The organism is Brevundimonas sp. AVps23W (assembly GCF_058681395.1).
The window spans coordinates 2,162,276-2,184,538 of the sequence record NZ_CM178738.1; the positions used below are offsets into that span (position 1 = coordinate 2,162,276).

Here is a 22,263-nt window from a genome sequence, read left to right on the forward strand (position 1 = left end):
CTCGTCTCTCGTTCCTCAGCCCATCCGCCGCAGCACCAGGGCGCTCCAGGCGTCGTGATGGATGCGCTTCTCCAGCCGGAAGCCGCGCGAGGTATAGGCCGCCGTCACCCGGCGCTCCTGGGTCCGCAACAGGCCCGACAGGATGGCGACCCCGCCCAGGCTCAGCGCCATCTTGATGTCCTGCGACAGGGCCACCAGCGGCGGGGCCAGGATATTGGCGAAGACCAGATCATAGGGCCCGTGGCGGCGCACCCGCTGATCGTTCAGGCCCGAGGCGTGGACGAAGCTGGCGTGGGCCTGGTTCAGGGCGGAGTTCTCATTGGCGATCCGCACCGAGGGGGCGTCGATGTCGGTGCCGACCGCGATTCGGCTGCCCGTCCGCGCCGCCGCGATGGCCAGGACGCCCGTGCCGCAGCCGACGTCCAGCACCCGCTCGAACCGCTCGCGCTTCAGCAGATCGTCGAAGGCCTCCAGACAGCCGACCGTCGTGCCGTGGTGGCCGGTGCCGAAGGCGGCGCCGGCGTCGATCTTCAGATTGACGGCGTTGGGCGGCACCCGTCCCTCGTCATGGGCCCCATAGACGAAGAAGCGCCCGGCCCGCACCGGCGGCAGGCCCGACAGCGACATGGCCAGCCAGTCGGCGTCGGCCAGCTTCTCGACCGTGACGGTGACCGGATAGTCGGCCAGGGTCGCCTTCAGCCCCTCGACCTCTTCGGCCGTGGTCGGGAAGGCGTCGATGCGCCAGATGTTGCGATCCTCGTCCTCCTCCAGGATGGAATAGGTCGCGCCCTCCAGCGTGGGATCGGCGTCGATGGCGGCGGCGGCGGCCTCTGCGTTTTCGCGCGGACCCCGTGCGATTATCTGAACTGCGGACTCGGACATTTTTCAAACACCGCTAAGATGGCGAATCGTTGCGATCCGGCGCTTCGTCTTCCCGACGCCGCCGGGCTTTTTAACTAACCGAGGGGTCGGGGAATACATGGCCAAGTCACCGTCTACGTCTAAAACTGCGTCGCCGAAGCCGGCGACCGCCGCTTCCAAGCCTAAAGCCGCGCCGAAGTCGAGCGCTGTGAAGCCTGTCGCCGAGAAAACAGCGGCGCCCAAGGCGACCAAGCCCGCCGCCGCCAAGACCACGGCCGCCAAGCCCGCTGCGAAATCTGCTGCGCCCAAGGCCGCTGCTCCCAAGGCTGCGGTCGCCAAAACCGCCGCTCCGAAGGCCGCTGCTCCGAAGGCGGCCGCCAAGGCCGCGCCGGTGAAGGCCGCCGCTCCGAAGACCGCGCCGGCCAAGGCGTCCAAGCCCGCCGCTGCAAAGCCGGCAGCCAAGTCCACGGCGGCCAAGCCGGCCGCCAAGCCTGCCGCGAAAGCCGCCGCGCCCAAGGCGGCTCCCGCCGTTGTCGCAGCGCCGACGCCCGCTCCGGTCGTCGCCCCTGCCGCCGCCGCAGCTCCGGCGCCCAAGCCCGCAGAAGCCGCCAAGCCTGCCGCTCCGGCCGCCAAGCCCGCTCCCAAGGCAGAGGAAAAGAGCTTCTTCGCCAAACTGGGCGACATGATCTTCGGCAAGCGCTGAGGTCGGATCGCATTCGAGACTGAGATCGCCGGACGGGTCCGCCCGTCCGGCGATTTCTTTTTATCTCGGCCGTTCCGCCAAGAAATCGACGAACACCCTCACCCGCGCCGGCATATTGGCCCCGCCGACAAAGACCGCGTGGATCGCCTCCCGATCGCCGGGATTGAAGGCTTCAAGCAGCGGGACAAGCCGTCCCATTTCGATGGCGTCCGCCACGCTGAAATTGCCGACCCGCGTCACCCCCACGCCGGCCAGCGCCAACTGCGTCAGGGTCTCGCCATTGTTGGCCTCGATCGATCCCTTCACCGTCAGGGCGTAATCCCGCCCATCGCGCCGGAACGGCCAGACCGGCTCGGCCCGGCGGAAATTGAAGTTCAGACAATCGTGCTCGTGCAGATCCTCCGGAACCTGCGGCGCGCCCCGTCGCGCCAGATAGTCCGGCGAGGCGACAATGGTCCGCCCCGTCTCGCCCAGCCGCCGCGCCGTCAGCGGACTGTCGGCCAGCGGTCCGAACCGGATGGCGACATCGGCCTGACCCGCCGCCACATCAACCACGACATCGGTCAGATTGAAGTCGATCAATATGTGCGGATACAGGCGAGCGAACTCGCCCAGCAGCGGCACGACGCGCTGACGGCCGTGCGCCAGAGACGCGCTGACCCTGACCCGTCCCCGCGGTGCCCCCTGGTCAGCGACCACTCGCTCAGCATCGTCAAGGTCGGCCAGGATCCGACGCGCCGCCGCCAGATAGGTCTGGCCCTCCGCCGTCAGCGTCAGCACCCGCGTGGTCCGCAGCATCAGCCGCACGCCCAGCCGCGCCTCAATCCGGTCAATGGTCCGGCTGACCGCTGACGGGGTCAGATCCAGCGTCCGCCCCGCCGCCGAGAAACTGCCGCTTTGCGCCACGGCGGCGAACACTTCCATCTCTCTTGCGCGGTCCACGCCGGTCGTCTGCATCTGTGCGTCCAGATCAAAAATCTTTGGCCTGGAGCCTGCCTACCGCTCGTGCGGACCGCCGTCCATCTGTGCGCTTGGACAAGGACATCGCCGAAGGACAACCATGAAACTCAACCCTCCCCTCCTGGCCCTCGCGGCGGGCGCCTTCGGCATCGGCGTGACCGAGTTTGCGCCTATGGGCCTGCTGCCTGTGATCGCCACCGATCTCGGCGTCTCCATCCCCACGGCGGGCCTGCTGATCAGCGCCTATGCGCTGGGCGTCATGCTGGGCGCGCCGCTGATGACCCTGACCACCGGCCGCGTGCCGCGCCGAGCCCTGCTGATCGGTCTTGCCGCCATCTTCACCATCGGCAATCTGCTGTCGGCGATCTCGACCGACTATTCGATGCTGCTGATCGCGCGGGTCATCACCTCGCTGAACCATGGTGCCTTCTTCGGCGTCGGCTCGATCGTGGCCGCCGGCCTGGTGGCGCCGAACCGTCAGGCGGGCGCGGTCGCCGCCATGTTCATGGGCCTGACCATCGCCAATGTCGTCGGCGTGCCCCTCGCGACCTGGGCCGGAGACGCCCTGGGATGGCGCGCCAGCTTCTGGGGCATCGCCGCCATCGGCGTGGGGGTCATGGCCGCGCTGCGCCTGACCCTGCCCAACCTGCCTGCTCCGACCGGCGGGAACATCGGCGCCGAGTTGCGTGTCCTGGGTCGCGGTCCCGTGCTGGCAGCCCTGGCCCTGACCGTGATCGGCTCCAGCGCCATGTTCACCGTCTTCACCTATATCGCCCCGATCCTGCGCGAGCAGACTCACGCCTCGCTCGGCTTCGTCACCGCCATGCTGGTGACCTATGGGCTGGGGCTGACGCTCGGCAACTGGCTGGGCGGCAAGTTCGCGGACAGGTCCATCGACCGCACCCTGATCGTCACCCTGGCCTCCCTGTCCGCCATCCTGGTCGCTTTCGCTGTAGCCATGCCGTTCGCAGTCCCGACCTCGATCCTGGTCTTCCTGTGGGGGATCGCCAGCTTCGCCCTGGTGCCGCCGCTCCAGGTGCGGGTCATGGCCGCCGCCGGCGACGCGCCCAACCTGGCCTCGGCGATGAACATCGGCGCCTTCAATCTGGGCAACGCCATCGGCGCGGCCGTGGGCGGGGCGGTCATCGCTGGCGGCCTCGGTTATCCCGCCGTCTCCTTGACCGGAGCGGTCGCTTCCGGACTGGGCCTGCTGCTGGTCCTGTTGCTGACCCGCAAGCGCTCTCCAACCACAGCGCCCGCTCCCTGCTGACGCCCGTCAATGAAAGTCGCGCGATCCCGGCAGAATGCGGACGTCGCGCGGATGCCGGCCGGTCGGGCTGCGCGGCCCTTGCGGATATTTCACCGCATCCGCCCGCGACAGTTCGACCTGCAGGTCATAGTCCTCGGACAGCCGTCCCAGTTCGGCCGACCGGTCGATCACCCGCTGCGCCATGACGTGCAGCACGCCTTCGACACTCTTCTCGACCGTGCCCTCCACCTCCATCAGCCGGGCGGCCATGACCTCGCGCCTAAAGGTCTCGAACAGCCGCGCCCACAGCAGGATGTTCACCACCCCGGTCTCATCCTCCAGGGTCACGAAGATGGCGTTGCCCGTGCCCGGCCTCTGGCGCACCAGCACCACCCCCGCCGTCTTCACCAGCGCCCCGTGCCTCTTGACCTCGACCGCCTCGGCGCTCAGCACCCGCTCGGCGTCGAACATCGGCCGCAGGATCTGCATCGGATGCCCCTTCAGCGACAGACGCGTCGTCTGATAATCGGTGGCGATATGCTCCTTCAGCGGCATCAGCGGCAGGTTCGCCGCCGCCTCGGCGCCCAGCTCTCTGGCGCGCGCCGCCTGGAACAGCGGCAGCGGCTCGTCGTCGGGCAACCGCCTGACCGCCCACAGCCCCTCGCGGCGATCCAGACCCATCGACCGAAACGCATCCGCATCCGCCAGTTTGCGCATCGCGGCCGCCTCCAGCCCCGTCCGCCGCGCCATCTCCTCGACATCGGTAAAAGGCGCGTCGCGTGCTTCCTCCAGCTTCGTCGCCCAACCTTCCTTGAACCCGTCGATCTGACGTAAGCCCAGTCGCAGAGCCAATCCCCTATGGCTCGGCTCCAGCCTATTGTCCCAAAGGCTGTGGTTCACATCGATCGCCCGCACCTCGACCTTCTGCGGGCTCTCCTGCGCATCCCGCACCAGCTGCGCCGGGGCATAGAACCCCATCGGCTGACTGTTCAGCAGCGCACAGGCGAACACCGCCGGATGATGGCATTTGATCCAGGACGAGATGTAGACCAGCCTGGCGAACGAGATGGCGTGGCTCTCGGGGAAGCCATAGGAGCCGAAGCCCTTGATCTGCTCATAGCAACGCTCGGCGAAGGCCGCATCATACCCTCTCGCCTTCATGCCCTCGACCATGAGCTGGCCATAGTGGCTCAGGTTCCCGTCGCCCCTGAAGGTCCCCATGGCCTTGCGCATGCCGTTCGCCTGCTTGTCGTCAAACCGCGCCGCGACCATGGCGATCTTCATCGCCTGTTCCTGAAAAAGCGGCACGCCCAAGGTCGCCTTCAGCACGTCCTTCAGCTCATCGGGGTGCCCGAACTCTGCACCAGGAGAAGGATAGTCGACGACTTCCAGACCCTGCCGCCGTCGCAGATAGGGATGGACCATATTGCCCTGAATCGGCCCAGGACGAACAATCGCCACCTGAATGGCTAGATCATAGAACCGCTTCGGCTTCAGCCTGGGCAGCATGTTGATCTGCGCCCGGCTCTCCACCTGGAAGACCCCGATGGAGCGCCCCTGTTGCAGCATTTCGTAGGTCGCCTCGTCGGCGTCGGGGACCGTATCCAAGCTGAGGTTCAGCGCCCCATGCTCAAGCAGCAGGTCGAACGCCTTTCGGATACAGGTCAGCATCCCCAGAGCCAGCACATCGACCTTCATCAGCCGCAGCGCATCGATGTCGTCCTTGTCCCATTCGATGAAGGTCCGGTCCGGCATGGCCGCATTGCCGATGGGGACCAGTTCGTCCAACCGATCCTGGGTCAGGACGAAGCCCCCGACGTGCTGCGACAGATGTCGGGGAAACTCCAGCAGCCGCCGGGTCATGGCGACGGCGCGGATCACGGTCGGATTACCGACCTCAAGCCCGGCCTGTTCCAGATGTCGGTCGGGAATGTCGGATCCGAAACTGCCCCACTGGCTTCCCGCCAGACGCGCCGTCACATCCTCGGTCAGCCCCATGACCTTGCCGACTTCGCGGATGGCGCTGCGCGGACGATAGCGGATCACGGTGGCGGCGATGCCGGCTCGGTGGCGACCATATCGTTCGTAGATGTGCTGGATGACCTCCTCGCGCCGCTCGTGTTCGAAATCGACGTCGATGTCCGGCGGCTCTTTTCGATCCGACGAGAGGAACCGTTCGAACAGCACGTCATGGACGCTCGGATCGACCGAGGTGATGCCCAGAACATAACAGACGGCCGAGTTCGCCGCCGAACCTCGCCCCTGACACAGGATGCGCTGGTCGTTCGCAAATCTAACGATGTCGTGGATCGTCAGAAAATAGTGGGCCAGATTCTCCTTGGCGATGAAAGCCAGCTCCTTCTTCAGAAGGTCCTGCACCTTGCCCGGCACGCCTTGCGGATATTTCCGCTCCTCATAGATCGACACCAGTTCGGCCAGCCGATCCTGCGCCGTCATGCCGGGCGGCACCGGCTCTTCAGGATAATTATAGCTCAGGTCCCCCAGATCGAACGCCACCCGCGCCAGCACATCTTGCGTCTCGGCCACCGCCTCCGGGGCGTCGGCGAAGAGGCGGCTCATTTCGGCGGGCGGTTTCAGGTGGCGTTCGGCGTTCTGATCCAGTCGGCGGCCGGCGTTCTCCAGCGTCACCCCCTCGCGGATACAGGTGACGACGTCCTGCAGGTCGCGCTGGTCGGCGTCGTGATAGAGGACGTCATTGACCGCCAGCAACGGCACGCCCGTCGCCCCGGCCAAGACCTTCAGCCGCGCCAGTCGGCGCCGGTCGTCGCCCCTCCGGCCCATGGCGACGCCAAGCCAGACGGCGCCCGGCGCGGCGTCGTTCATCTGGCGCAGCAGGGCCTCCACCCCCTCCAGTCGGCGGGGCGGCATGACGATCAGCAACAGACCTTCGGACGCGCGCAGCAGGTCGCGCAGCCCGATCTCGCACTGGCCCTTCTTCGCCCGGCTGTTGCCCAGGGTCAGCAGGCGGCACAGACGCCCCCACCCCTGCCGGTCCTCGGGATAGGCCAGGATGTCCGGCGTCCCGTCGTTGAACCGCAGCCGCGCCCCCAGGATCAGCTTGAAGGCCTGGGCCCGCGCCTTGATCTCCTCCGGATCGAGATCGATGGGAAACGAATCCTCCACCAGCACCGTCTCGCCGGGACTGCCGCCCTGGCGCACCCGATCCGGCGGCGACCAGCCCTCCTCCCGCAGCGTCTTCAACGCACTCCATGCCCGAACCACCCCGGCCAGGGTGTTGCGATCGGCCAGACCCATTCCGGTATGGCCGCGCAGGATGGCGCTCAGCACCAGATGTTTCGGATGCGACGCCCCCTCCAGAAAGGAGAAGTTACTGCGCGTCGCCAGCTCGGCATAGGCGGTCATGCAAAGACCCCGTGCACGAACCAGCGCGGCGCCGGCTCCTCGCCGTAGAAGCCGGAGCGGAACAGCCAGAAGCGCCGGCCCTCCTGATCCTCGACGCGGTAATAGTCGCGCGTCGGCTCCAGCGCCCCCCGCAAGCTGCGCCACCATTCGGGCGCGATGCGTTCGGGGCCTTCGACCCGGACCAGACGGTGATCGACCCGCCGCCAGATGAAGCGGTTCGGCGGATGGTCGGGCACCTCCGCCGTGGCTAGGACCGGCTGCGGCGGGTCGAACATCTGCAACGGGCGGAGCGGCGGGTCGGCGGGGTCTGGTTCGATCCAGGTGGCGACCTCGCCCACCGGAAGGGCCGCAGGCGTCAGGCGCACGGCGCGTTCGGGCCAGTGCGACTCTATCGGTTCGAACCGGCTGACCGCCTCCGGTCCCAGCCGCGCGGTCAGACGATCGACCAGTCGTCCCAGATCCTCCGCGCCCGGCGGGGTGGCGTCGAAGCCGCGCTGGCGCGAGGCCAGACGGTCGGCGACCGGCACGGACAGGCGCAACTGGTCAAACCCGAACCCCGGGTCCAGCGGCCGCGCCAGACTGGCCAGCCGCTCGCGAAACAGACGCAGCACGGCCGCCGCCTCACGCGTAGGCCGGCCCGTCCGCACGGTGATGTGGCGCACCTCCCCGTCCAGGCGGAAGAAGCCGGCCTGAAAGGCGCGCCCGCCCTGGCCGCGCAGGTCCAGTCGGTCCATGGCCTCAACCAACAGGTCGCCGATCACCGCCTCGACGTCGGTCGTTTCGGTGATCGGTTCGACCAGGATGCGATCAACAGAAATCAGCGGGACCGGCCGTTCGGGCCGGATGCGGGCGTCCTCGCGCCCCAGCACCCGGTTCAGCCGCGTCGCCGCCGCCGCGCCGAACCGGGCGGCGATGGGTGCGGTGGGGCGATCGGCCAGATGCGCCAGGGTCTTCAGCCCCGCGCGCGACAGGGCCTGGGTCTCCTTGTCCGACAGCTCCAGCGCCGCGACCGGCAGGCGGCGCAAGGCCTGGCTCTGTCCCTCGCCCTCATAGACCCCGCCACGCCCGAACCGGGCCAGGGCGCGCGCCGCCTCGGGCGTGCTGGCCATCGCCAGACACACCGCCAGACCCACGCCCTGCGCCCGCGCCGCCACCGCCCGGACCAGCCCGTCTTCGCCCCCAAACAGATGCGCGCAGCCCGTCACGTCCAGCGCCAGTCCATCCGGCCCGTCAATCGCCGCCATCGGGGTGAAACGCCCGAAATCCAGCAATACCCGCTTCAATAGGGCCATGTCCGCCTCTGGCCGGTGCGCGACCACGCGAATGTCCGGCGCCCGCGCCCGCGCGTCGGCCAGGGTCATGCCTGGCGACAGACCCAGCGCCAAGGCCGACCCGTCTGCGGCCGCCAGGCGCAAAGCCCCCTTCACCTTCTCCACCAGCACGGTCGCGGGTTCATCCGTAGCGTCGGAACGCCCCTCCTCCCGCCGCAGCCGATCTGTCGGCAGCAGGGGAAACCAGACCGCCAGGTAGCGCCGGTCGGTGCGACTGTTCATGTCCGGCATTCTGCCCGCCCTGTTCGAAGACTCCGCGCTCACGATCCCACTCCATGATCCAGCTCCTCGGCTGCGCGCCCAGCCGATGCCGCAACAGTTCGACCGCATAGGTCGGGTGACCGGGCGCCTCCGCCTCCAGCGCCCGTGACAAGGCCCCGCTGACCCGCCACCGGGTCTCGGCCGCACTAGGTTGGGGCTGGGCCGCCAACCGGGTCAGGATCGCCGTCGCCTGCCCCTGCCCTGCCGCCATCGACAGCCGGCGGGTGGCCGTCAGGCTCAACGCCTTGCTCTCGCCCCAGGCCGTCAGCAGCACCGCCCCCACAGCCCCACAGGCCAGGGCTTCCTCGCCCGCCGCCAGCAGATCCTTCATCTCCTTGACCCGCACCAGCACCACCCGGCCGGGATCCAGCCCCAACTCGCGCAGGCCAGGCCCATGGATCTGACCCGTCTCAAGACCCGCCATGGCCTGGACGCCCCAAACCATGGGCCGATCGCCCGCCGCCCGACGCACCAGCCCCAGGGCAAACCCCAGAGCCGCCGTCGCATCAGGCGTCGTCGCGGCGTAAACCTCGTGCAGCCCATGGGTCGCCAGCCCGCCCAGATGACGATCCGCCGCCTCCAGGCCCAGGTCGAAGCGCGCCTCATCGACCGGATGGCCGTCGCCCTCCAGAGCTTTCAGATGTTCGCGCAGGGCTGCGATCTTGCGGTCGGACCGCACAATAGTTCTCCTTTTGTTCTCTCATATGCCTCCTTCACGCCCGGCGGAGTCAAGCGGAGTCCAGCTGGCCATGGGAATTTATTCCGCGCCCGCCGGTCGAACGAAATATCGAGAATACTTGACTTTCACGCAGGGACTTCTATATCGCCACCAGCCTCGGGACAGGTCTGCGATCCGCGCCGCCCGCTCGCCCAAAGAGGGGCGGTTCCGTTGCTGCTATGCACGCAGACGCTTTCCACCCCAAGGATTCATGACCGAATTTTCTCAACTGGGCCTTTCGCCCACGACCCTTCAGGCCGTCGCCGACACCGGCTACACGACCGCCACCCCCATCCAGGAACAGGCGATCCCCGTCGCCCTCGCCGGCCGCGACGTCCTTGGAATCGCCCAGACCGGCACCGGCAAGACCGCCGCCTTCACACTTCCTCTGGTCGAACGCCTGGCCTCGGGCCGCGCCCGGGCCCGTATGCCCCGCGCCATCGTCCTGGCCCCGACCCGCGAACTGGCCGACCAGGTCGCCGAGAGCTTCGCCAAATACGCCAAGGGCACCAAGCTGAGCTGGGTGCTGCTGATCGGCGGCGTCTCCATGGGCGACCAGGTGGCGGCGCTGAACAAGGGCGTGGACGTCCTGATCGCCACGCCCGGCCGCCTGCTCGACCTGTTCGAACGCGGCAAGATGCTGCTGACCGGCGTCGAGATCATGGTCGTCGATGAAGCCGACCGCATGCTCGACATGGGCTTCATCCCCGACATCGAACGCATCTTCAAACTGACGCCGCCGCGTCGCCAGACCCTGTTCTTCTCGGCCACAATGCCGCCGGAGATCACCCGCCTGACGACCGCCTTCCTCAAGGATCCGACCCGGATCGAGGCCTCGCGTCCGGCGATGACCGCCGACACCATCACCCAGTATATCGTCCGCATCCCCACCTCGGACCCCAAGGCCAAACGCACCGCTTTGCGCGCCCTGGTCGGTCGTGAGGACGTGCGAAACGGCATCGTCTTCTGCAACCGCAAATCCGAAGTCGATATCGTCGCCAAGTCGCTGAAGACCCACGGTTTCGACGCCGCGCCGATCCACGGCGACCTTGACCAGTCGCACCGGATGAAGACCCTGGCGGACTTCCGTTCGGGCGCGCTGAAGATCCTGGTGGCCTCCGACGTCGCCGCGCGCGGCCTGGACATCCCGGATGTCAGCCACGTGTTCAACTACGACGTCTCGCACCATGCCGACGACTACGTCCACCGCATCGGCCGCACCGGCCGCGCGGGCAAGCTGGGCCAGGCCTTCATGATCGTCACCCCGGCCGACGACAAGTCGCTGGATAAGGTGCTGAAACTGATCAAGATGGACCCGCAAGAGCTGGTTCTCGATATCGACTTCGACGCGATCAAGGACGGCGGACGTGACGACAAGCGCTCGTCCCGTTCGAGCGAGTCCCGCTCTGGCGGTCGCGGCCGTTCACGCGCCGCCGAGCCGACCCAAACCCATGCGGCCACCCCCGCCGTCGCTATGGCCGAGACGGACGCCGTCGAGGCGACGACGCGATCACGCAGCCGCCGCAAGGCCAAGCCCGAAGTCTCCGCCGAGAGCGTGATCGAAACCGAGATCGCCCCGACAGCCGACAAGCCTGCTGGTCGCGACCGCAGCCGAGCCAAGTCCGAGGCCCGTTCAGAGCCCCGGCAGGAACCGAAGATCGAGGCGAAGATCGAGAGCGAGACGGCGCCCTTCGAGGAAACCCGCACCGCCCGCACGGACCGCGAGCCGCATCTGCGTCAGTCGGATCGTCGCGGCGAGCGTCGTCCGGAAGAGCGTGAGCGCTCCGGCGTCAAGGGCTTCGGCGACGACATCCCCGCCTTCCTGCGCCGTCCGGTCGTCATCCGCGCCTAAGAACCGGGCGTTTACTCGCTATTACGGATAGGCCTGTACTCTCTTCCCGAGCTTCAGAACGGAGCTTCGGGAGAGATGAATGACGGCGCAAATCGAAACGGCGGTTCGGGGACCGGAAGCCTATTCTCTTGCGCGGGACGTCATCTCTGACATGGAGAAGGTCGGCGTCTGGCCGACGCCGCTGAATTTCGAGCTCTGGCTCCACTATATGGGCGATCCTGACGCCCCCTTGGGCCGCGAGATCAAACGCCTCCTGGCCGAAAAGGTCGTGATCAACGACGAGACTGCGGAACTGCTGGCTGCCGAATTCCTCCCGCGCAGCCGCCTGTCGGAAGACATTCGCGACGCCGGCGCCGTGCTGGATCGTGAACTGGCCAATGTGGCCGGCGCCATCGCCAAGGCCCACAAGACCCAGGCCGACTATGGTGAAACCCTGGTCGCCGCATCCCAGACCATGGAGGCGGCTGAAGACGGCGCCCCCCTGAAGACCCTGGTCGGCGGTCTGACCATCGCGACAAAACGCGTCCGGCGCGAGACCGCCATTCTCGAGAAACGTCTGGAAAGTTCCAACAAGGAGGTCGCCCGGCTGCGCGAACACCTGGAACAGGTCCGGCGCGACGCCATGACCGACGCCCTGACCAATCTGGCCAACCGCAAGGCGTTCGACGAGCGCCTGGAGAGGGTCTGCAACGGTGACGCCCACGCCCCTCTGACCCTGGCCATCCTCGACATCGACCACTTCAAACGCTTCAACGACACCTGGGGGCACCAGACCGGCGACCAGGTGCTGCGCTATGTCTCAACCATCCTGTCACGCGTCTGCAGCGGCAATCGCTTCGTCGCCCGGTTCGGCGGCGAAGAGTTCGCGATCATCTTCCCCGGCGAGAGCGCGGGCGCCGTCACCATGGCGTTGGAGACGATCCTGGGAGAGGTCTCCTCACGGTCGCTGCGTCGCCGCTCGACCAACGACGACCTGGGCGCCGTGACCCTGTCCGCAGGATTCGCCGAACATGTCTCCGGCGAGACGGCCTCCAGCCTGCTGGAACGCGCCGACGCGGCGCTCTATGCCTCCAAGCACGCCGGCCGCAATCAGGTGACCAGCGCAATTTCGCTCGAGAATGCCGCCTAATACAACCTGACAAGGTCAAGCTTTCTGCCATAGTCGGGCCATGCGCAGCTTCGCCTTCAATATCGCCTACTGGATTCTGTCGATCGGCTACGGCCTGACCGCCGCCTTCGCCGCCCTCGTCCCTGGTCGCGGCCCCACCAGTCGGGTTATCCGCGCCTATGTCAGACGCATGGTCCAGGCCATGGCGGTCTTCGCCGGAATCCGGCTGGAGGTGCGCGGCAAGGATCGCCTGCCCGACGGCGCCTTCATCATCGCTTCAAAGCATCAGAGCTGGGGCGATGGCTTCGCCACCTATGACCAGTTCGACGACTTGGCCTTCGTCACCGGCGATCACCTGGAGAAGTTTCCGCTGCTGGGCGGCGTGCTGAAGAAGCTGGGCGCCATCGTCGTCAACAGCTGCGGCGGCCACGAAGCCCGCAAAGCCCTGGCTACCCGCGCCGCCGAAGCCAGGGCCGAGAACCGCAAGATCCTGATCTATCCCGAAGGCCATCTGGCCGCGGTCGGCCAGAAGTATCGCTACCGTTCCGGCGTCTGGCACATGTACCGCGACTTCGACATGCCGGTCGTACCCCTCGCCACCAACCTCGGTCTGTTCTGGCCCGAGGAAAAGTACGAGAAACACCCGGGCGCCGCGACGCTGGAGTTCCTGGAGCCCATACCCGTGGGCCTGCCCAAGGACGAATTCCTCGCGCGTCTCGAAGCCGTGGTCGAGACCCGCACGGCCGAACTGATCGCCGAAGCCACGGGTCAACCGGTCACCCCGGCCGTTCTGGTGGATGCGCCTAAGTAGCCTTCTTCGGCTTCTTACCCGACGCCTTGCGAACAGCAACCTCCAGCGACCGCCGCGCCCAGTCGACCGCCTCGTCGGGATCATCGAGCGCCGTCTCCGGCAAAGTCCAGTACCCCATGGACATCGTCCGCCCGTCCTTGGTCGGATAACTGAATTGTCGACAGCCGGCCTCGACGAAGGCCTCGCCCAGCGCCTCGTCGCCCTTCAGCCAGACCACCCCGTCGTCCAGCAAGGCGAACATCACGCCCGAAGCATAGACCCCGGCCCCGCCGAACATCCGCTTGATCTCCAACCGACCCAGGCCCGCGAAATGCTCACGCACCCATTCGCCGAAGTCTGCGTCGTAGGCCATCTCAGACGGCGGCGGCCGGGATTATGGTGACGCTCTCGCCGCAGCCGCAGGCGTCGGTCTGGTTCGGATTGTTGAACACGAACTTGGACGCCAGCCGGGTCGTCTCGTAATCGATCTCAGTGCCGATCAGGAACAGCACGGCCTTCGGCTCGATCAGGATAGTGACGCCCTTGTCCTCGACCACCTCGTCCATGGGGCCGATCTCGTCGGCATAGGCGAAGGTGTACTCCTGCCCGGCGCAGCCGCCGTTCTTGACCCCGATCCGCAGACCGATGTGGTCGTTCTCGGCATTGTCCAGGATCTCGCGCACACGTTCGGCGGCGGCGTCCGTCAGGGTCACGGCCTTGGGACGCGGGCGGCGCGGTCGGGATGTGGCCTGGAGGTCGGTCATTGGACTATCCACGTCAGAACATGTTGAGCGCGAGCTTGGCCTCGTCGCTCATCTTCGAGGAATCCCACGGCGGATCGAACACCAGATTGGCCTTGGCGCTACGTACGCCCTCGACCTTCTCGACCGCCGTCTCGACCCAGCCCGGCATCTCGCCAGCGACCGGACAACCGGGCGCCGTCAGGGTCATGTCGACCACCACGTCGCGGTCGTCGGAGACATCGACCCGGTAGATCAGGCCCAGCTCATAGATATCGACCGGGATTTCCGGATCATAGACCGACTTCAAGGCCTCGATCAGGTTCTCGGTCAGGGTGTCCAGCTCAGCCTGCGACAAGGCGCTCTTCTGGGGTTCGTCCCAGGCGTCCTTGAAGGCGTCGCTGTCTTGAATGGTGTCGTCTGTCATCAGCTTACACGAAGAAGTTCCGCGCCTTGATCAGCGCGTCCACGAAGGCGTCGGCATCCTCCACGGTGTTATATAGGGCGAAGGAGGCGCGGGTGCTTGACGTCACCCCCATTCTTTTCGCCAGCGGCTCGGCGCAGTGCAGTCCGGCCCGCACGGCGACCCCGTAACGGTCCATGATCTGGGCCACATCATGGGCGTGCGCCCCCTCGACGGCGAAGGTCAGGATCGCGCCCTTCCCTTCCGCCTGCCCCAGGATCCGCAGCCAGTTCTGCCCTTGAAGACGATCAACGGCGTGCTGATACAGCGCGTGCTCATGCGCCTGCACCGCCGCGCGGTCGTATTGCGCCAGCCACTCCAGGGCCACGCCCAGGCCGATGGCCTCCAGGATCGGCGGCGTCCCCGCCTCGAACCGATGCGGCGGCTTGGCATAGGTCACGCGGTCCCGCTCGACCGTCTCGATCATCTCGCCCCCACCTTGATACGGCGGCAGAGCCTCCAGCGCCTCGGCCTTGCCGTACAGGGCGCCGATGCCGGTCGGGGCGAACAGCTTGTGGCCGGTCAGGACATAGAAGTCGCAGCCGATGGCCTGCACATCCGGCGTCGCATGGACCGCCCCCTGGCACCCGTCGATCAGCACCTGAGCACCGGCCGCATGCGCCAGTCGCGTGATCTCGGCCACCGGATTGATGGTGCCGAGCACGTTCGACATATGGGTGACCGCGACCATGCGCGTCTTCGGCCCCAGCAGGTCGGCATAGGCGGCCATGTCCAGCGACCCGTCGTCCAGCACCGGAATCCACTTGATCACCGCCCCGCGCCGCTCACGCAGCAGGTGCCAGGGCACGATATTGGAATGATGCTCCATCTCCGAGACGATGATCTCGTCGCCCGGCTGGATGGACAGCCCCAGCCCATTGGCCACCAGGTTGATCGCCTCGGTGCCGCCCTTGGTCCACACGACCTGTTCCGGGCTCTCGGCGTTCAGGAAGCGAGCCACGATCTCGCGGGCCTTCTCGAAGGCCTCGGTCGCCTCGTTCGACAGGGTGTGCAGGCCGCGATGGACGTTGGCGTAGCCGCCTTCCATCGTCGCGACCAGGGCGTCGATCACCGCGCGCGGCTTCTGGGCCGAGGCCGCATTGTCCAGATAGACCAGCGGCTTGCCGTTCACCTGTCGCGACAGGATCGGGAATTGCGCCCGCACGGCGTAGGGATCGAAGGTGTTCACAACCGAGCCGTCAGCCATTCCCGCGCCACCTCTCTCGCGCCCTCATGTTCGATCCGGTCGATGACCTCGATCAGGAAGGCCTGGGTCAGCAGGGCGCGGGCTTCCTCGGCCGGAATGCCGCGCTGCTCCATGTAGAACAGGGCGCTCTCGTCCAGCGTCCCCACCGTGTTGCCGTGCGCGCACTGCACGTCGTCGGCATAGATGATCAGTTCCGGCTTGGCGTCGATCTCGGCCCGTTCTGACGCGATCAGAGCATGGTGGCCCATCCGCGCATCGGTGCCGTCAGCGCCGCGCTCGACCACGATCTTGCCCTGGAAGACGCCGCGCGCCGTATCGCGCGCCACGCCCTTGATCAGTTGCGACGTCGCGCCGTCATGCTCCATGTGCCGCACGACGCTGGTCAGATCAGTGTGGCGCGATCCATTCAGCAGATACAGGCCGTCGGCCTGAACCTGCGCACCCTGGGCGAAGTGGGAAATACGGGTCTCGATCCGTTGCAGCTTGGCGCCGGTGGTGATGACGGTCTGACGATAGACGCCGCCCGCCTCGACCTTCACATGGGCCTCGGACACGGAAATCGCGTCCTCCGGCTCCTCGACCAGGACGACGCGCGTCACCTCGGCCCCGGCCGCCACGTCCAGCTCCAGCGTATTGTGGGCGACATAGGCCGAGCCCGCGCCCTCATGCGTCTCCAGCAGCAGCAGCTTGGCGCCCGCCCGCGCCGCAACTCGCGCCCCAGCCGTGTGCCCCGTCCCGACCGCGTCGGAAATATAGCGCAGCCGCAGCGTCTGCTCGCCCGAGGCGATGAAGTCGGTGACGCCCACGGCCCGCCCGTTGGCGAAGACGATGGCCTCTCCGCCCAGGTCGTAAAACGGTCCCGGCGCACCAACCGCCGCCGTCGGCGACGGCTGCGGCGCTTCGCGAAGCCAGCGCTTCATGTCGCTGTACTTCCACGCCTCGTCCCGCCGCGACGGGAATGTGGCGGCGTCGGTCAGGTCGATGGCGAAGGTCGCGCTCACGCCGCGCCCTCAAGCACCGGCGGCAGGTATTTGTCATATCCCTCCGCCTCCAGCTGCAACGCCAGCTCCGGCCCGCCCGAGGCCACGATCCGCCCCCCGGCCAGCACATGGACCCGGTCCGGTTTGATGTAGTCCAGCAGGCGCTGATAGTGGGTGATGACCAGCATGGCACGGTCGGGACGGCGCAGGGCGTTCACCCCCTCCGACACGATCCGCAGGGCGTCGATGTCCAGGCCCGAGTCCGTCTCGTCGAGGATCAGCAGCGACGGCTCCAACAGCGCCATCTGCAGGATCTCCATCCGCTTCTTCTCGCCGCCGGAGAAGCCGACGTTCAGCGGTCGCTTCAGCATGTCGAAGTCCATCTTCAGCGCCTTGGACGCCTCCCGGACCAGCTTCAGGAAGGCCGGCGCCGCCACCTCCTCCTCGCCCCGCGCGCGCTTCTGCGCATTCAGCGCCGTCCGCACAAAGGTCAGGGCCGGCACGCCGGGAATCTCGATCGGATACTGGAACGACAGGAAGACGCCCTTGGCCGCACGCTCAGCCGGGTCCAGCGTCAGCAGGTCCTCGCCCGCCCATTCGACCGCGCCTTCGGTCGCCTCATAGCCCGGCCGTCCCGACAGGGCGTAACCCAGCGTCGACTTGCCAGCCCCGTTCGGACCCATGATCGCATGCACCTCGCCGGCGGGAACGTCGAGCGTCAGTCCCTTGAGGATCGGCTTGTCGCCGACGGAGACGTGGAGGTTGGAAATGGAAAGCATGTTCAATCAGTCGTTCGGAGTGGGATGAACGGCGCTCAAATCCTGTCGAGCGTCGTAGAAGGCAATGACACGAATGCCGTCTGGGCGTTCGCGATAGACGATGATCTTCTTCCAATCGGCTGCGCTCCATTCGAGAAGCCCAGGCCAGCGGGACAGATGACCTTGATGAGGGTGCTCGGCCAGACGCCAGAGCGTCGCTTTGATCTCCGTTTCCGCCTGGTCCGCAGTTGCAAGACTGTACTCGTCAAGGTGATCTAGAAAATCGGAGAAGGCCGTCAGCGCGGGCTCAGACCAGTCGAAATCCTTCACCGAGTACGACGCGCCGCAAGCCGGGCATCCGCCTCCACGTTCGAAATGATCCGACCCTCACGCTCTGCGGTCAGTCCGGCCTCGACCTGCGCGATCTGGTCCGCCGATAACGGCGAGCCACGGTGAACCTCTTTGTCCATTATGAAGCCTTCGGCAGCCGAGGCGATAAACTCACCAACCGGCATCCCGATCTCGGCCGCTGCACGTTTCAAGCGATCAGCGGCGTCTTCTCGGAAAGGAACAGCAATCGTTTCCATCAGAATGTCCTCGACAATCGGATCAGACCAGATTTGTCGATGATACCACGATCCAGCCACAAGATGGCGGCCGCCCCGGCCGCCGGGACGGCGAGCGTTAGACCCTTCAGAATCGGTTTTTCGCCGCCGGATTCGTGGAGGTTGGAGATGTGGAGCATATTTCTCACAGATCTGATCGGGTGGACACAAAGCCGTTGTAGATGATCATCGCGACCGCCAGTCCGCCGAGAGTGACCTGCCCAATCAGCCGGTGACCGTTGGACATCATGACGAGTCCAACCGCCAAAACGGCAATAAAGATGATCAAGCCGACAAGAGCGAAACGTCGCGCTTTTGGCCCCTTCGGGTAGAAACCGGATGGTCGCCGTTTGAAGAATCGTTCGTGGAAGCTCGTCACCCCACGCTCCCTTCCAGACTGATCGCCACCAGTTTCTGCGCCTCAACGGCGAACTCCATCGGCAGCTTCTGCATCACATCGCGGACGAAACCATTGACCAGCAGGGCGACAGCCTCTTCCTGCGAAAGCCCGCGCTGCTGGGCGTAGAACATCTGGTCGTCGCTCAACCGCGTCGTCGTCGCCTCGTGCTCCAGCTGGGCCGAGCCGTTCCGGGCCTCGATATAGGGGATGGTGTGCGAGCCGCACTCCTTGCCGATCAGCAAGGAATCGCACTGGGTGAAGTTGCGCACCCCCGTCGCCTTCGGGTGCACCGAGACCAAGCCGCGATAGGTCGAGTCCGACTTGCCCGCCGACACCGCCTTAGCGATGATCCGCGACTTGGTGTTCTTGCCCAGGTGGATCATCTTGGTGCCGGTGTCGGCCTGCTGATGTCCGTTGGTGATGGCGATGGAATAGAACTCGCCCGAGCTGTCGTCGCCCTTCAGGATGCAGGATGGGTATTTCCAGGTCACGGCCGAACCGGTCTCGACCTGGGTCCACGACACCTTCGACCGATCGCCCCGGCAATCCGCGCGCTTGGTGACGAAGTTGTAGATGCCGCCCTTGCCCTCGGCGTCGCCGGGGTACCAGTTCTGGACGGTCGAATATTTTACCTCGGCGTCGTCCAGCGCCACGATCTCCACCACGGCCGCATGGAGCTGGTTCTCGTCGCGCATCGGCGCCGTGCAGCCCTCAAGGTACGAGACGTAGCTGCCCTTGTCGGCGATGATCAGGGTGCGTTCGAACTGGCCCGTCTGTGACGCATTGATGCGGAAATAGGTCGATAGCTCCATCGGACAGCGCACGCCCGGCGGGATGTAGACGAACGATCCGTCCGAAAAGACCGCGCTGTTCAAGGCCGCGAAATAGTTGTCCGAGACCGGCACCACCGACCCCAAATATTGCCGCACCAGCTCAGGATATTCCCGCAAGGCCTCGGAAATCGGCATGAAGATCACGCCGACCTTGGCCAGTTCCTCCTTGAAGGTGGTGACCACCGAGACGCTGTCGAACACGGCGTCCACGGCGACCTTCGGCGCGCCCTGCACCCCCGCCAGCACTTCCTGCTCCTTCAGCGGGATGCCCAGCTTCTTGTAGATTTCCAGGATCTCGGGATCGACCTCGTCCAGCGACTTCGGCCCCTCCTTCTGCTTGGGCGCCGCATAGTAGAACAGGTCCTGGTAATCGACCGGCTCATACTTCACCGCCGCCCAGGTCGGCTCCTCCATCGCCAGCCAGCGCTCATAGGCGGCCAGACGCCATTCCAGCATCCATTCCGGCTCGCCCTTCTTCTCGGAGATGAAGCGCACGATGTCGGCGTTCAGGCCGCGCGGTGCGAACTCCTGCTCGATGTCCGACGTAAAGCCGTGCGCGTATTTCTCCAGCGCGGCGACGGCGTCGATGGTTTCCTTGACGGCGGCCATCAGGCGACCTCTCTCACACGCTCTGCGGCGCGTGTCTTGTGCTTGTCGTAGGCGGCGATCCAGGCGTCGGCGAACCGCACCCAGTCGCTCTCGGTCGTGCCCCAGCCGCCGGAAACGCGCACGCCCCCGGTCGCCAGAGCGTTCAATCCCATGGCGCTGATGGTCTTAGACGGCTTGACCTTGCCCGACGAACAGGCCGACCCCGCCGACACCATGACCCCAGCCAGATCGAGCGTAATCAACTGTTGAGGACTGTCCCAACCCTCGACCGCCATGAACAGGGTGTTGGGCAGGCGCGCCACGTCAGCGCCGATCACGGTCGCCCCGACGGCCTTCACCTTCGCCTCGGCGGCGTCGCGCCATCCGACATGCGAAGCCATCGTCTTCAGGTCCCGTGCGGCGCAGTCGGCGGCCACGCCGAAACCCGCGATGCCCGGCACGTTTTCGGTCCCGGCGCGCAGGCCCCGCTCCTGCCCCGCCCCGTGCAGGATGCGAACGCCCGCCACGCCTTCCTTCAGGATCAAGGCCCCGACGCCCTGCGGCCCGCCCAGCTTGTGCGCCGACAGGGTCAGGCTATCCGCGTCCAGAACCCGAATATCGACAGGGATCTTGCCCGCCGACTGAATCGCATCGACGTGCAGCCAGCCGCCGACCGCACGCACCAACGCGGCCGTCTCGACCACCGGCTGGATCACGCCGCTCTCGTTGTTCGCATGATGGATGGCGACCACGGCTCGTCCCGGCCGCGCCAGCGCCTCCGCCAGCCAGGCAAGATCCACCACCCCGTCGGCGTCGACCGGCAGCACCTCAACAGGCGCGCCCGCATTCGCCGCCGTCTCTGCCACGCATGGATGTTCGGTGGCGGAAACGATCAACCGTTCGCATCCCGCGGCCAGCGCGCTGGCGATGCCCTGAGCATTCGCCTCGGTCCCGCCGCTGTTGAACACTACGGCCGTTGGATCGGCGCCGACCAACTCACCAACCTGAGCCCGCGCCGTCTCGACCCGCGCCCGCGCCCGCCGTCCGGCCGCATGGACCGCTGACGGATTGCCGTTGTCAGCGAGCGCCTTGGCCATGATCTCCAGCACTTCGGGCCGCACCAGGCCCGAGGCGTTATAGTCCAGATAGATCGCGTTCATGCCGCCACCCCCACAGCTTGGGGCGGTTCGACGTTGCGACGGCGCTGGCCCGTGCGATTCATCACCACGTCCTCCAGGGACACCCCGGCCAGATAGCGATGGATCTCGTCACCCAGGTCTTCCCAGAGTTCATGGGTGATGCAACGCTCGCCGGCCAGCATACAGCCCTTGGGCGATCCGTGGGCCACGCAGCGCGTCGCCCGGATCGGTTCGTCGACCGCGAGCACGATCTCGGCCACCACCGTCTCATCCGCGCCCTTGGCCAGACGATAGCCGCCGCCCGGTCCGCGCACGCTCTTGACCAGGCCGCTCTTGCGCAGCCGGGCGAACAACTGCTCCAAATAGCTGAGCGAAATCTCCTGGCGCGCAGCGATTTCAGCCAGCGAAACCGCCCGGATTTCGCCGCTCTCGCCGCGTCCGTTTTTCGCCAGATCGGCCATCGCCATCACGGCGTATCGTCCCTTGGTCGACAGACGCATATCGCACCTTCAAAAATTGCGCGCTTTTCGGGGCTCTTGTGCTAGAACCCGCGCCTTCGCAAAGGCGGCTCGCTTGAAGAGGGACTTAGAAAGTCCTACCTCAGCGGTCAAGTATTACGCACACGCGAAATGACAGTTGAACGGATTCCAGAGCCCCTATGCCTGAAGTCATCCTGCCCGGCGCCTCCGGTCGCATCGAAGGCCGCTATTCCCCGGGCAAGCGCCCGAACGCCCCGATCGCCTTGATTCTGCACCCGCATCCCAAGGCGGGCGGGCACATGAACAACCCGGTCGCAGTCACCCTGCACCAGTTGTTCCAGCAACGCGGCTTCGCCACCCTGCGCTATAATTCGCGCGGCGTCGGCAAGTCGCAGGGCGAGTTCGATTCCGGCATCGGCGAACTGGCCGACGCGGCCACCGCCCTCGACTGGCTGCAGTCGAACAACCCCGGCGCCAGCCAGACCTGGGTCGGCGGCTACCAGTTCGGGGCCTATATCGGCATGCAACTCTTGATGAGACGGCCCGAGACGGACGGCTTCATCTCGGTCTCGCCGCCGTCGAACATGTACGACTTCAGCTTCCTGGCCCCCTGCCCGGCTTCGGGCCTGTTCCTACACGGCACGGCCGACACCATCGTGCCGCCGGTCGAGGTCGAGCGCGTGGTCAACAAGCTGCGCACCCAAAAGGGCATCATCATCGACTACGAACTGGAAGAGGGCGCGAGCCACTTCTGGCAGGACCACATGAGCGCCGTGGAACGCCGCGTCGGCGCCTATCTGGACAAGCGTCTGGAAGAAAAGCCAGCCTGACCCTAGATTCGGGTCGCCTTAAGG

General features: G+C 66.4%; 23 protein-coding genes. 6 read left to right on the forward strand and 17 right to left on the reverse strand.

The window, feature by feature from the left end; all coding sequences use genetic code 11:
* Positions 1-15 precede the first annotated feature (15 nt).
* Entirely contained in the window at positions 16-882 is an 867-nt protein-coding gene (locus tag ACW177_RS10540; RefSeq protein WP_492025673.1) for a 50S ribosomal protein L11 methyltransferase, read from the reverse strand.
* A 187-nt stretch (positions 883-1,069) separates the two neighbouring features.
* On the opposite strand from ACW177_RS10540, the gene ACW177_RS10545 reads away from it, so the two are divergent.
* Positions 1,070-1,564 carry a hypothetical protein gene (locus tag ACW177_RS10545; protein ID WP_492025674.1) on the forward strand — a complete coding sequence of 165 codons (495 nt, stop codon included), beginning with the start codon at positions 1,070-1,072 and terminating at the stop codon, positions 1,562-1,564.
* 60 nt (positions 1,565-1,624) lie between these two features.
* Here the strand turns inward: ACW177_RS10545 and ACW177_RS10550 are convergent, their stop codons facing one another.
* A complete protein-coding gene (locus ACW177_RS10550) occupies positions 1,625-2,521 on the reverse strand; it encodes a LysR family transcriptional regulator (RefSeq protein ID WP_492025675.1) in 897 nt (298 codons plus the stop codon).
* A 103-nt stretch (positions 2,522-2,624) separates the two neighbouring features.
* Between ACW177_RS10550 and ACW177_RS10555 the strand changes: the two genes are divergently transcribed.
* Positions 2,625-3,794, forward strand: coding sequence for an MFS transporter (locus ACW177_RS10555; RefSeq protein WP_492025676.1), 1,170 nt, complete (start codon positions 2,625-2,627; stop codon positions 3,792-3,794).
* 6 nt (positions 3,795-3,800) lie between these two features.
* On the opposite strand, the gene ACW177_RS10560 is transcribed toward ACW177_RS10555, so the two are convergent.
* The 3 genes from ACW177_RS10560 to ACW177_RS10570 are packed head-to-tail and all read right to left on the reverse strand — an operon-like array spanning position 3,801 to position 9,428.
* Positions 3,801-7,157 (reverse strand): error-prone DNA polymerase, encoded by a 3,357-nt coding sequence (locus ACW177_RS10560; RefSeq protein WP_492025677.1) that lies wholly within the window; start codon positions 7,155-7,157, stop codon positions 3,801-3,803.
* Positions 7,154-8,710, reverse strand: coding sequence for a Y-family DNA polymerase (locus tag ACW177_RS10565; protein WP_492025678.1), 1,557 nt, complete (start codon positions 8,708-8,710; stop codon positions 7,154-7,156). The genes ACW177_RS10560 and ACW177_RS10565 overlap by 4 nt, the downstream gene beginning before the upstream one ends.
* Entirely contained in the window at positions 8,610-9,428 is an 819-nt protein-coding gene (locus tag ACW177_RS10570; RefSeq protein ID WP_492025679.1) for an ImuA family protein, read from the reverse strand. The genes ACW177_RS10565 and ACW177_RS10570 overlap by 101 nt, the downstream gene beginning before the upstream one ends.
* A gap of 250 nt (positions 9,429-9,678) precedes the next feature.
* Here ACW177_RS10570 and ACW177_RS10575 point away from each other — a divergent pair, with 250 nt between their 5' ends.
* The 3 genes from ACW177_RS10575 (at position 9,679) to ACW177_RS10585 (ending at position 13,238) form a co-directional block, all read left to right on the forward strand.
* A complete protein-coding gene (locus ACW177_RS10575) occupies positions 9,679-11,319 on the forward strand; it encodes a DEAD/DEAH box helicase (protein ID WP_492025680.1) in 1,641 nt (546 codons plus the stop codon).
* A gap of 79 nt (positions 11,320-11,398) precedes the next feature.
* On the forward strand, positions 11,399-12,448 hold the full coding sequence (locus tag ACW177_RS10580) for a GGDEF domain-containing protein (RefSeq protein ID WP_492025681.1): 1,050 nt from the start codon (positions 11,399-11,401) through the stop codon (positions 12,446-12,448).
* 40 nt (positions 12,449-12,488) lie between these two features.
* Positions 12,489-13,238 carry a lysophospholipid acyltransferase family protein gene (locus tag ACW177_RS10585; RefSeq protein ID WP_492025682.1) on the forward strand — a complete coding sequence of 250 codons (750 nt, stop codon included), beginning with the start codon at positions 12,489-12,491 and terminating at the stop codon, positions 13,236-13,238.
* On the opposite strand, the gene ACW177_RS10590 is transcribed toward ACW177_RS10585, so the two are convergent.
* The 12 genes from ACW177_RS10590 to ACW177_RS10645 form a co-directional block, all read right to left on the reverse strand.
* Positions 13,231-13,590 carry a TfoX/Sxy family protein gene (locus tag ACW177_RS10590; RefSeq protein ID WP_492025683.1) on the reverse strand — a complete coding sequence of 120 codons (360 nt, stop codon included), beginning with the start codon at positions 13,588-13,590 and terminating at the stop codon, positions 13,231-13,233. The two genes, ACW177_RS10585 and ACW177_RS10590, sit on opposite strands and share 8 nt — an antisense overlap.
* A gap of 1 nt (position 13,591) precedes the next feature.
* Entirely contained in the window at positions 13,592-13,981 is a 390-nt protein-coding gene (locus ACW177_RS10595; RefSeq protein ID WP_492025684.1) for a HesB/IscA family protein, read from the reverse strand.
* A 13-nt stretch (positions 13,982-13,994) separates the two neighbouring features.
* Complete coding sequence (locus tag ACW177_RS10600; protein WP_492025685.1) at positions 13,995-14,384, reverse strand: SUF system Fe-S cluster assembly protein; 390 nt, start codon at positions 14,382-14,384, stop codon at positions 13,995-13,997.
* A 4-nt stretch (positions 14,385-14,388) separates the two neighbouring features.
* Complete coding sequence (locus tag ACW177_RS10605; protein WP_492025686.1) at positions 14,389-15,627, reverse strand: aminotransferase class V-fold PLP-dependent enzyme; 1,239 nt, start codon at positions 15,625-15,627, stop codon at positions 14,389-14,391.
* Positions 15,606-16,628 carry a Fe-S cluster assembly protein SufD gene (sufD, locus tag ACW177_RS10610; RefSeq protein ID WP_492025687.1) on the reverse strand — a complete coding sequence of 341 codons (1,023 nt, stop codon included), beginning with the start codon at positions 16,626-16,628 and terminating at the stop codon, positions 15,606-15,608. Before sufD ends, ACW177_RS10605 begins: the two co-directional genes overlap by 22 nt.
* Complete coding sequence (gene sufC, locus ACW177_RS10615; protein ID WP_492025688.1) at positions 16,625-17,386, reverse strand: Fe-S cluster assembly ATPase SufC; 762 nt, start codon at positions 17,384-17,386, stop codon at positions 16,625-16,627. The genes sufD and sufC overlap by 4 nt, the downstream gene beginning before the upstream one ends.
* Before the next feature lie 6 nt (positions 17,387-17,392).
* Complete coding sequence (locus ACW177_RS10620) at positions 17,393-17,695, reverse strand: type II toxin-antitoxin system RelE/ParE family toxin (RefSeq protein WP_492025689.1); 303 nt, start codon at positions 17,693-17,695, stop codon at positions 17,393-17,395.
* Positions 17,692-17,952, reverse strand: coding sequence for a hypothetical protein (locus ACW177_RS10625; RefSeq protein WP_492025690.1), 261 nt, complete (start codon positions 17,950-17,952; stop codon positions 17,692-17,694). Before ACW177_RS10625 ends, ACW177_RS10620 begins: the two co-directional genes overlap by 4 nt.
* A 163-nt stretch (positions 17,953-18,115) precedes the next feature.
* Positions 18,116-18,349 carry a hypothetical protein gene (locus tag ACW177_RS10630; protein WP_492025691.1) on the reverse strand — a complete coding sequence of 78 codons (234 nt, stop codon included), beginning with the start codon at positions 18,347-18,349 and terminating at the stop codon, positions 18,116-18,118.
* Positions 18,346-19,812 carry a Fe-S cluster assembly protein SufB gene (gene sufB / locus ACW177_RS10635; RefSeq protein WP_492025692.1) on the reverse strand — a complete coding sequence of 489 codons (1,467 nt, stop codon included), beginning with the start codon at positions 19,810-19,812 and terminating at the stop codon, positions 18,346-18,348. The genes ACW177_RS10630 and sufB overlap by 4 nt, the downstream gene beginning before the upstream one ends.
* Positions 19,812-20,951, reverse strand: coding sequence for a cysteine desulfurase family protein (locus ACW177_RS10640; protein WP_492025693.1), 1,140 nt, complete (start codon positions 20,949-20,951; stop codon positions 19,812-19,814). The genes sufB and ACW177_RS10640 overlap by 1 nt, the downstream gene beginning before the upstream one ends.
* Positions 20,948-21,430, reverse strand: coding sequence for an Rrf2 family transcriptional regulator (locus ACW177_RS10645; RefSeq protein WP_492025694.1), 483 nt, complete (start codon positions 21,428-21,430; stop codon positions 20,948-20,950). Before ACW177_RS10645 ends, ACW177_RS10640 begins: the two co-directional genes overlap by 4 nt.
* 158 nt (positions 21,431-21,588) lie before the next feature.
* Here ACW177_RS10645 and ACW177_RS10650 point away from each other — a divergent pair, with 158 nt between their 5' ends.
* Positions 21,589-22,239 carry an alpha/beta hydrolase gene (locus ACW177_RS10650; protein WP_267513407.1) on the forward strand — a complete coding sequence of 217 codons (651 nt, stop codon included), beginning with the start codon at positions 21,589-21,591 and terminating at the stop codon, positions 22,237-22,239.
* The last annotated feature ends 24 nt before the right edge of the window (positions 22,240-22,263 follow it).

Excerpts from the sequence above, each read along its gene's own strand:
- ACW177_RS10540 (WP_492025673.1), bottom strand. The coding sequence starts at position 882 with ATGTCCGAGTCCGCAGTTCAGATAATCGCACGGGGTCCGCGCGAAAAC.
- ACW177_RS10650 (WP_267513407.1), top strand. The coding sequence starts at position 21,589 with ATGCCTGAAGTCATCCTGCCCGGCGCCTCCGGTCGCATCGAAGGCCGC.
- ACW177_RS10595 (WP_492025684.1), bottom strand. The coding sequence starts at position 13,981 with ATGACCGACCTCCAGGCCACATCCCGACCGCGCCGCCCGCGTCCCAAG.
- ACW177_RS10580 (WP_492025681.1), top strand. The coding sequence starts at position 11,399 with ATGACGGCGCAAATCGAAACGGCGGTTCGGGGACCGGAAGCCTATTCT.
- ACW177_RS10555 (WP_492025676.1), top strand. The coding sequence starts at position 2,625 with ATGAAACTCAACCCTCCCCTCCTGGCCCTCGCGGCGGGCGCCTTCGGC.
- ACW177_RS10585 (WP_492025682.1), top strand. The coding sequence starts at position 12,489 with ATGCGCAGCTTCGCCTTCAATATCGCCTACTGGATTCTGTCGATCGGC.
- ACW177_RS10590 (WP_492025683.1), bottom strand. The coding sequence starts at position 13,590 with ATGGCCTACGACGCAGACTTCGGCGAATGGGTGCGTGAGCATTTCGCG.
- ACW177_RS10625 (WP_492025690.1), bottom strand. The coding sequence starts at position 17,952 with ATGGAAACGATTGCTGTTCCTTTCCGAGAAGACGCCGCTGATCGCTTG.
- ACW177_RS10600 (WP_492025685.1), bottom strand. The coding sequence starts at position 14,384 with ATGACAGACGACACCATTCAAGACAGCGACGCCTTCAAGGACGCCTGG.
- ACW177_RS10575 (WP_492025680.1), top strand. The coding sequence starts at position 9,679 with ATGACCGAATTTTCTCAACTGGGCCTTTCGCCCACGACCCTTCAGGCC.
- ACW177_RS10640 (WP_492025693.1), bottom strand. The coding sequence starts at position 20,951 with ATGAACGCGATCTATCTGGACTATAACGCCTCGGGCCTGGTGCGGCCC.
- ACW177_RS10550 (WP_492025675.1), bottom strand. The coding sequence starts at position 2,521 with ATGCAGACGACCGGCGTGGACCGCGCAAGAGAGATGGAAGTGTTCGCC.
- ACW177_RS10605 (WP_492025686.1), bottom strand. The coding sequence starts at position 15,627 with ATGGCTGACGGCTCGGTTGTGAACACCTTCGATCCCTACGCCGTGCGG.
- sufC (WP_492025688.1), bottom strand. The coding sequence starts at position 17,386 with ATGCTTTCCATTTCCAACCTCCACGTCTCCGTCGGCGACAAGCCGATC.
- ACW177_RS10645 (WP_492025694.1), bottom strand. The coding sequence starts at position 21,430 with ATGCGTCTGTCGACCAAGGGACGATACGCCGTGATGGCGATGGCCGAT.
- ACW177_RS10560 (WP_492025677.1), bottom strand. The coding sequence starts at position 7,157 with ATGACCGCCTATGCCGAGCTGGCGACGCGCAGTAACTTCTCCTTTCTG.
- ACW177_RS10565 (WP_492025678.1), bottom strand. The coding sequence starts at position 8,710 with ATGAACAGTCGCACCGACCGGCGCTACCTGGCGGTCTGGTTTCCCCTG.
- sufB (WP_492025692.1), bottom strand. The coding sequence starts at position 19,812 with ATGGCCGCCGTCAAGGAAACCATCGACGCCGTCGCCGCGCTGGAGAAA.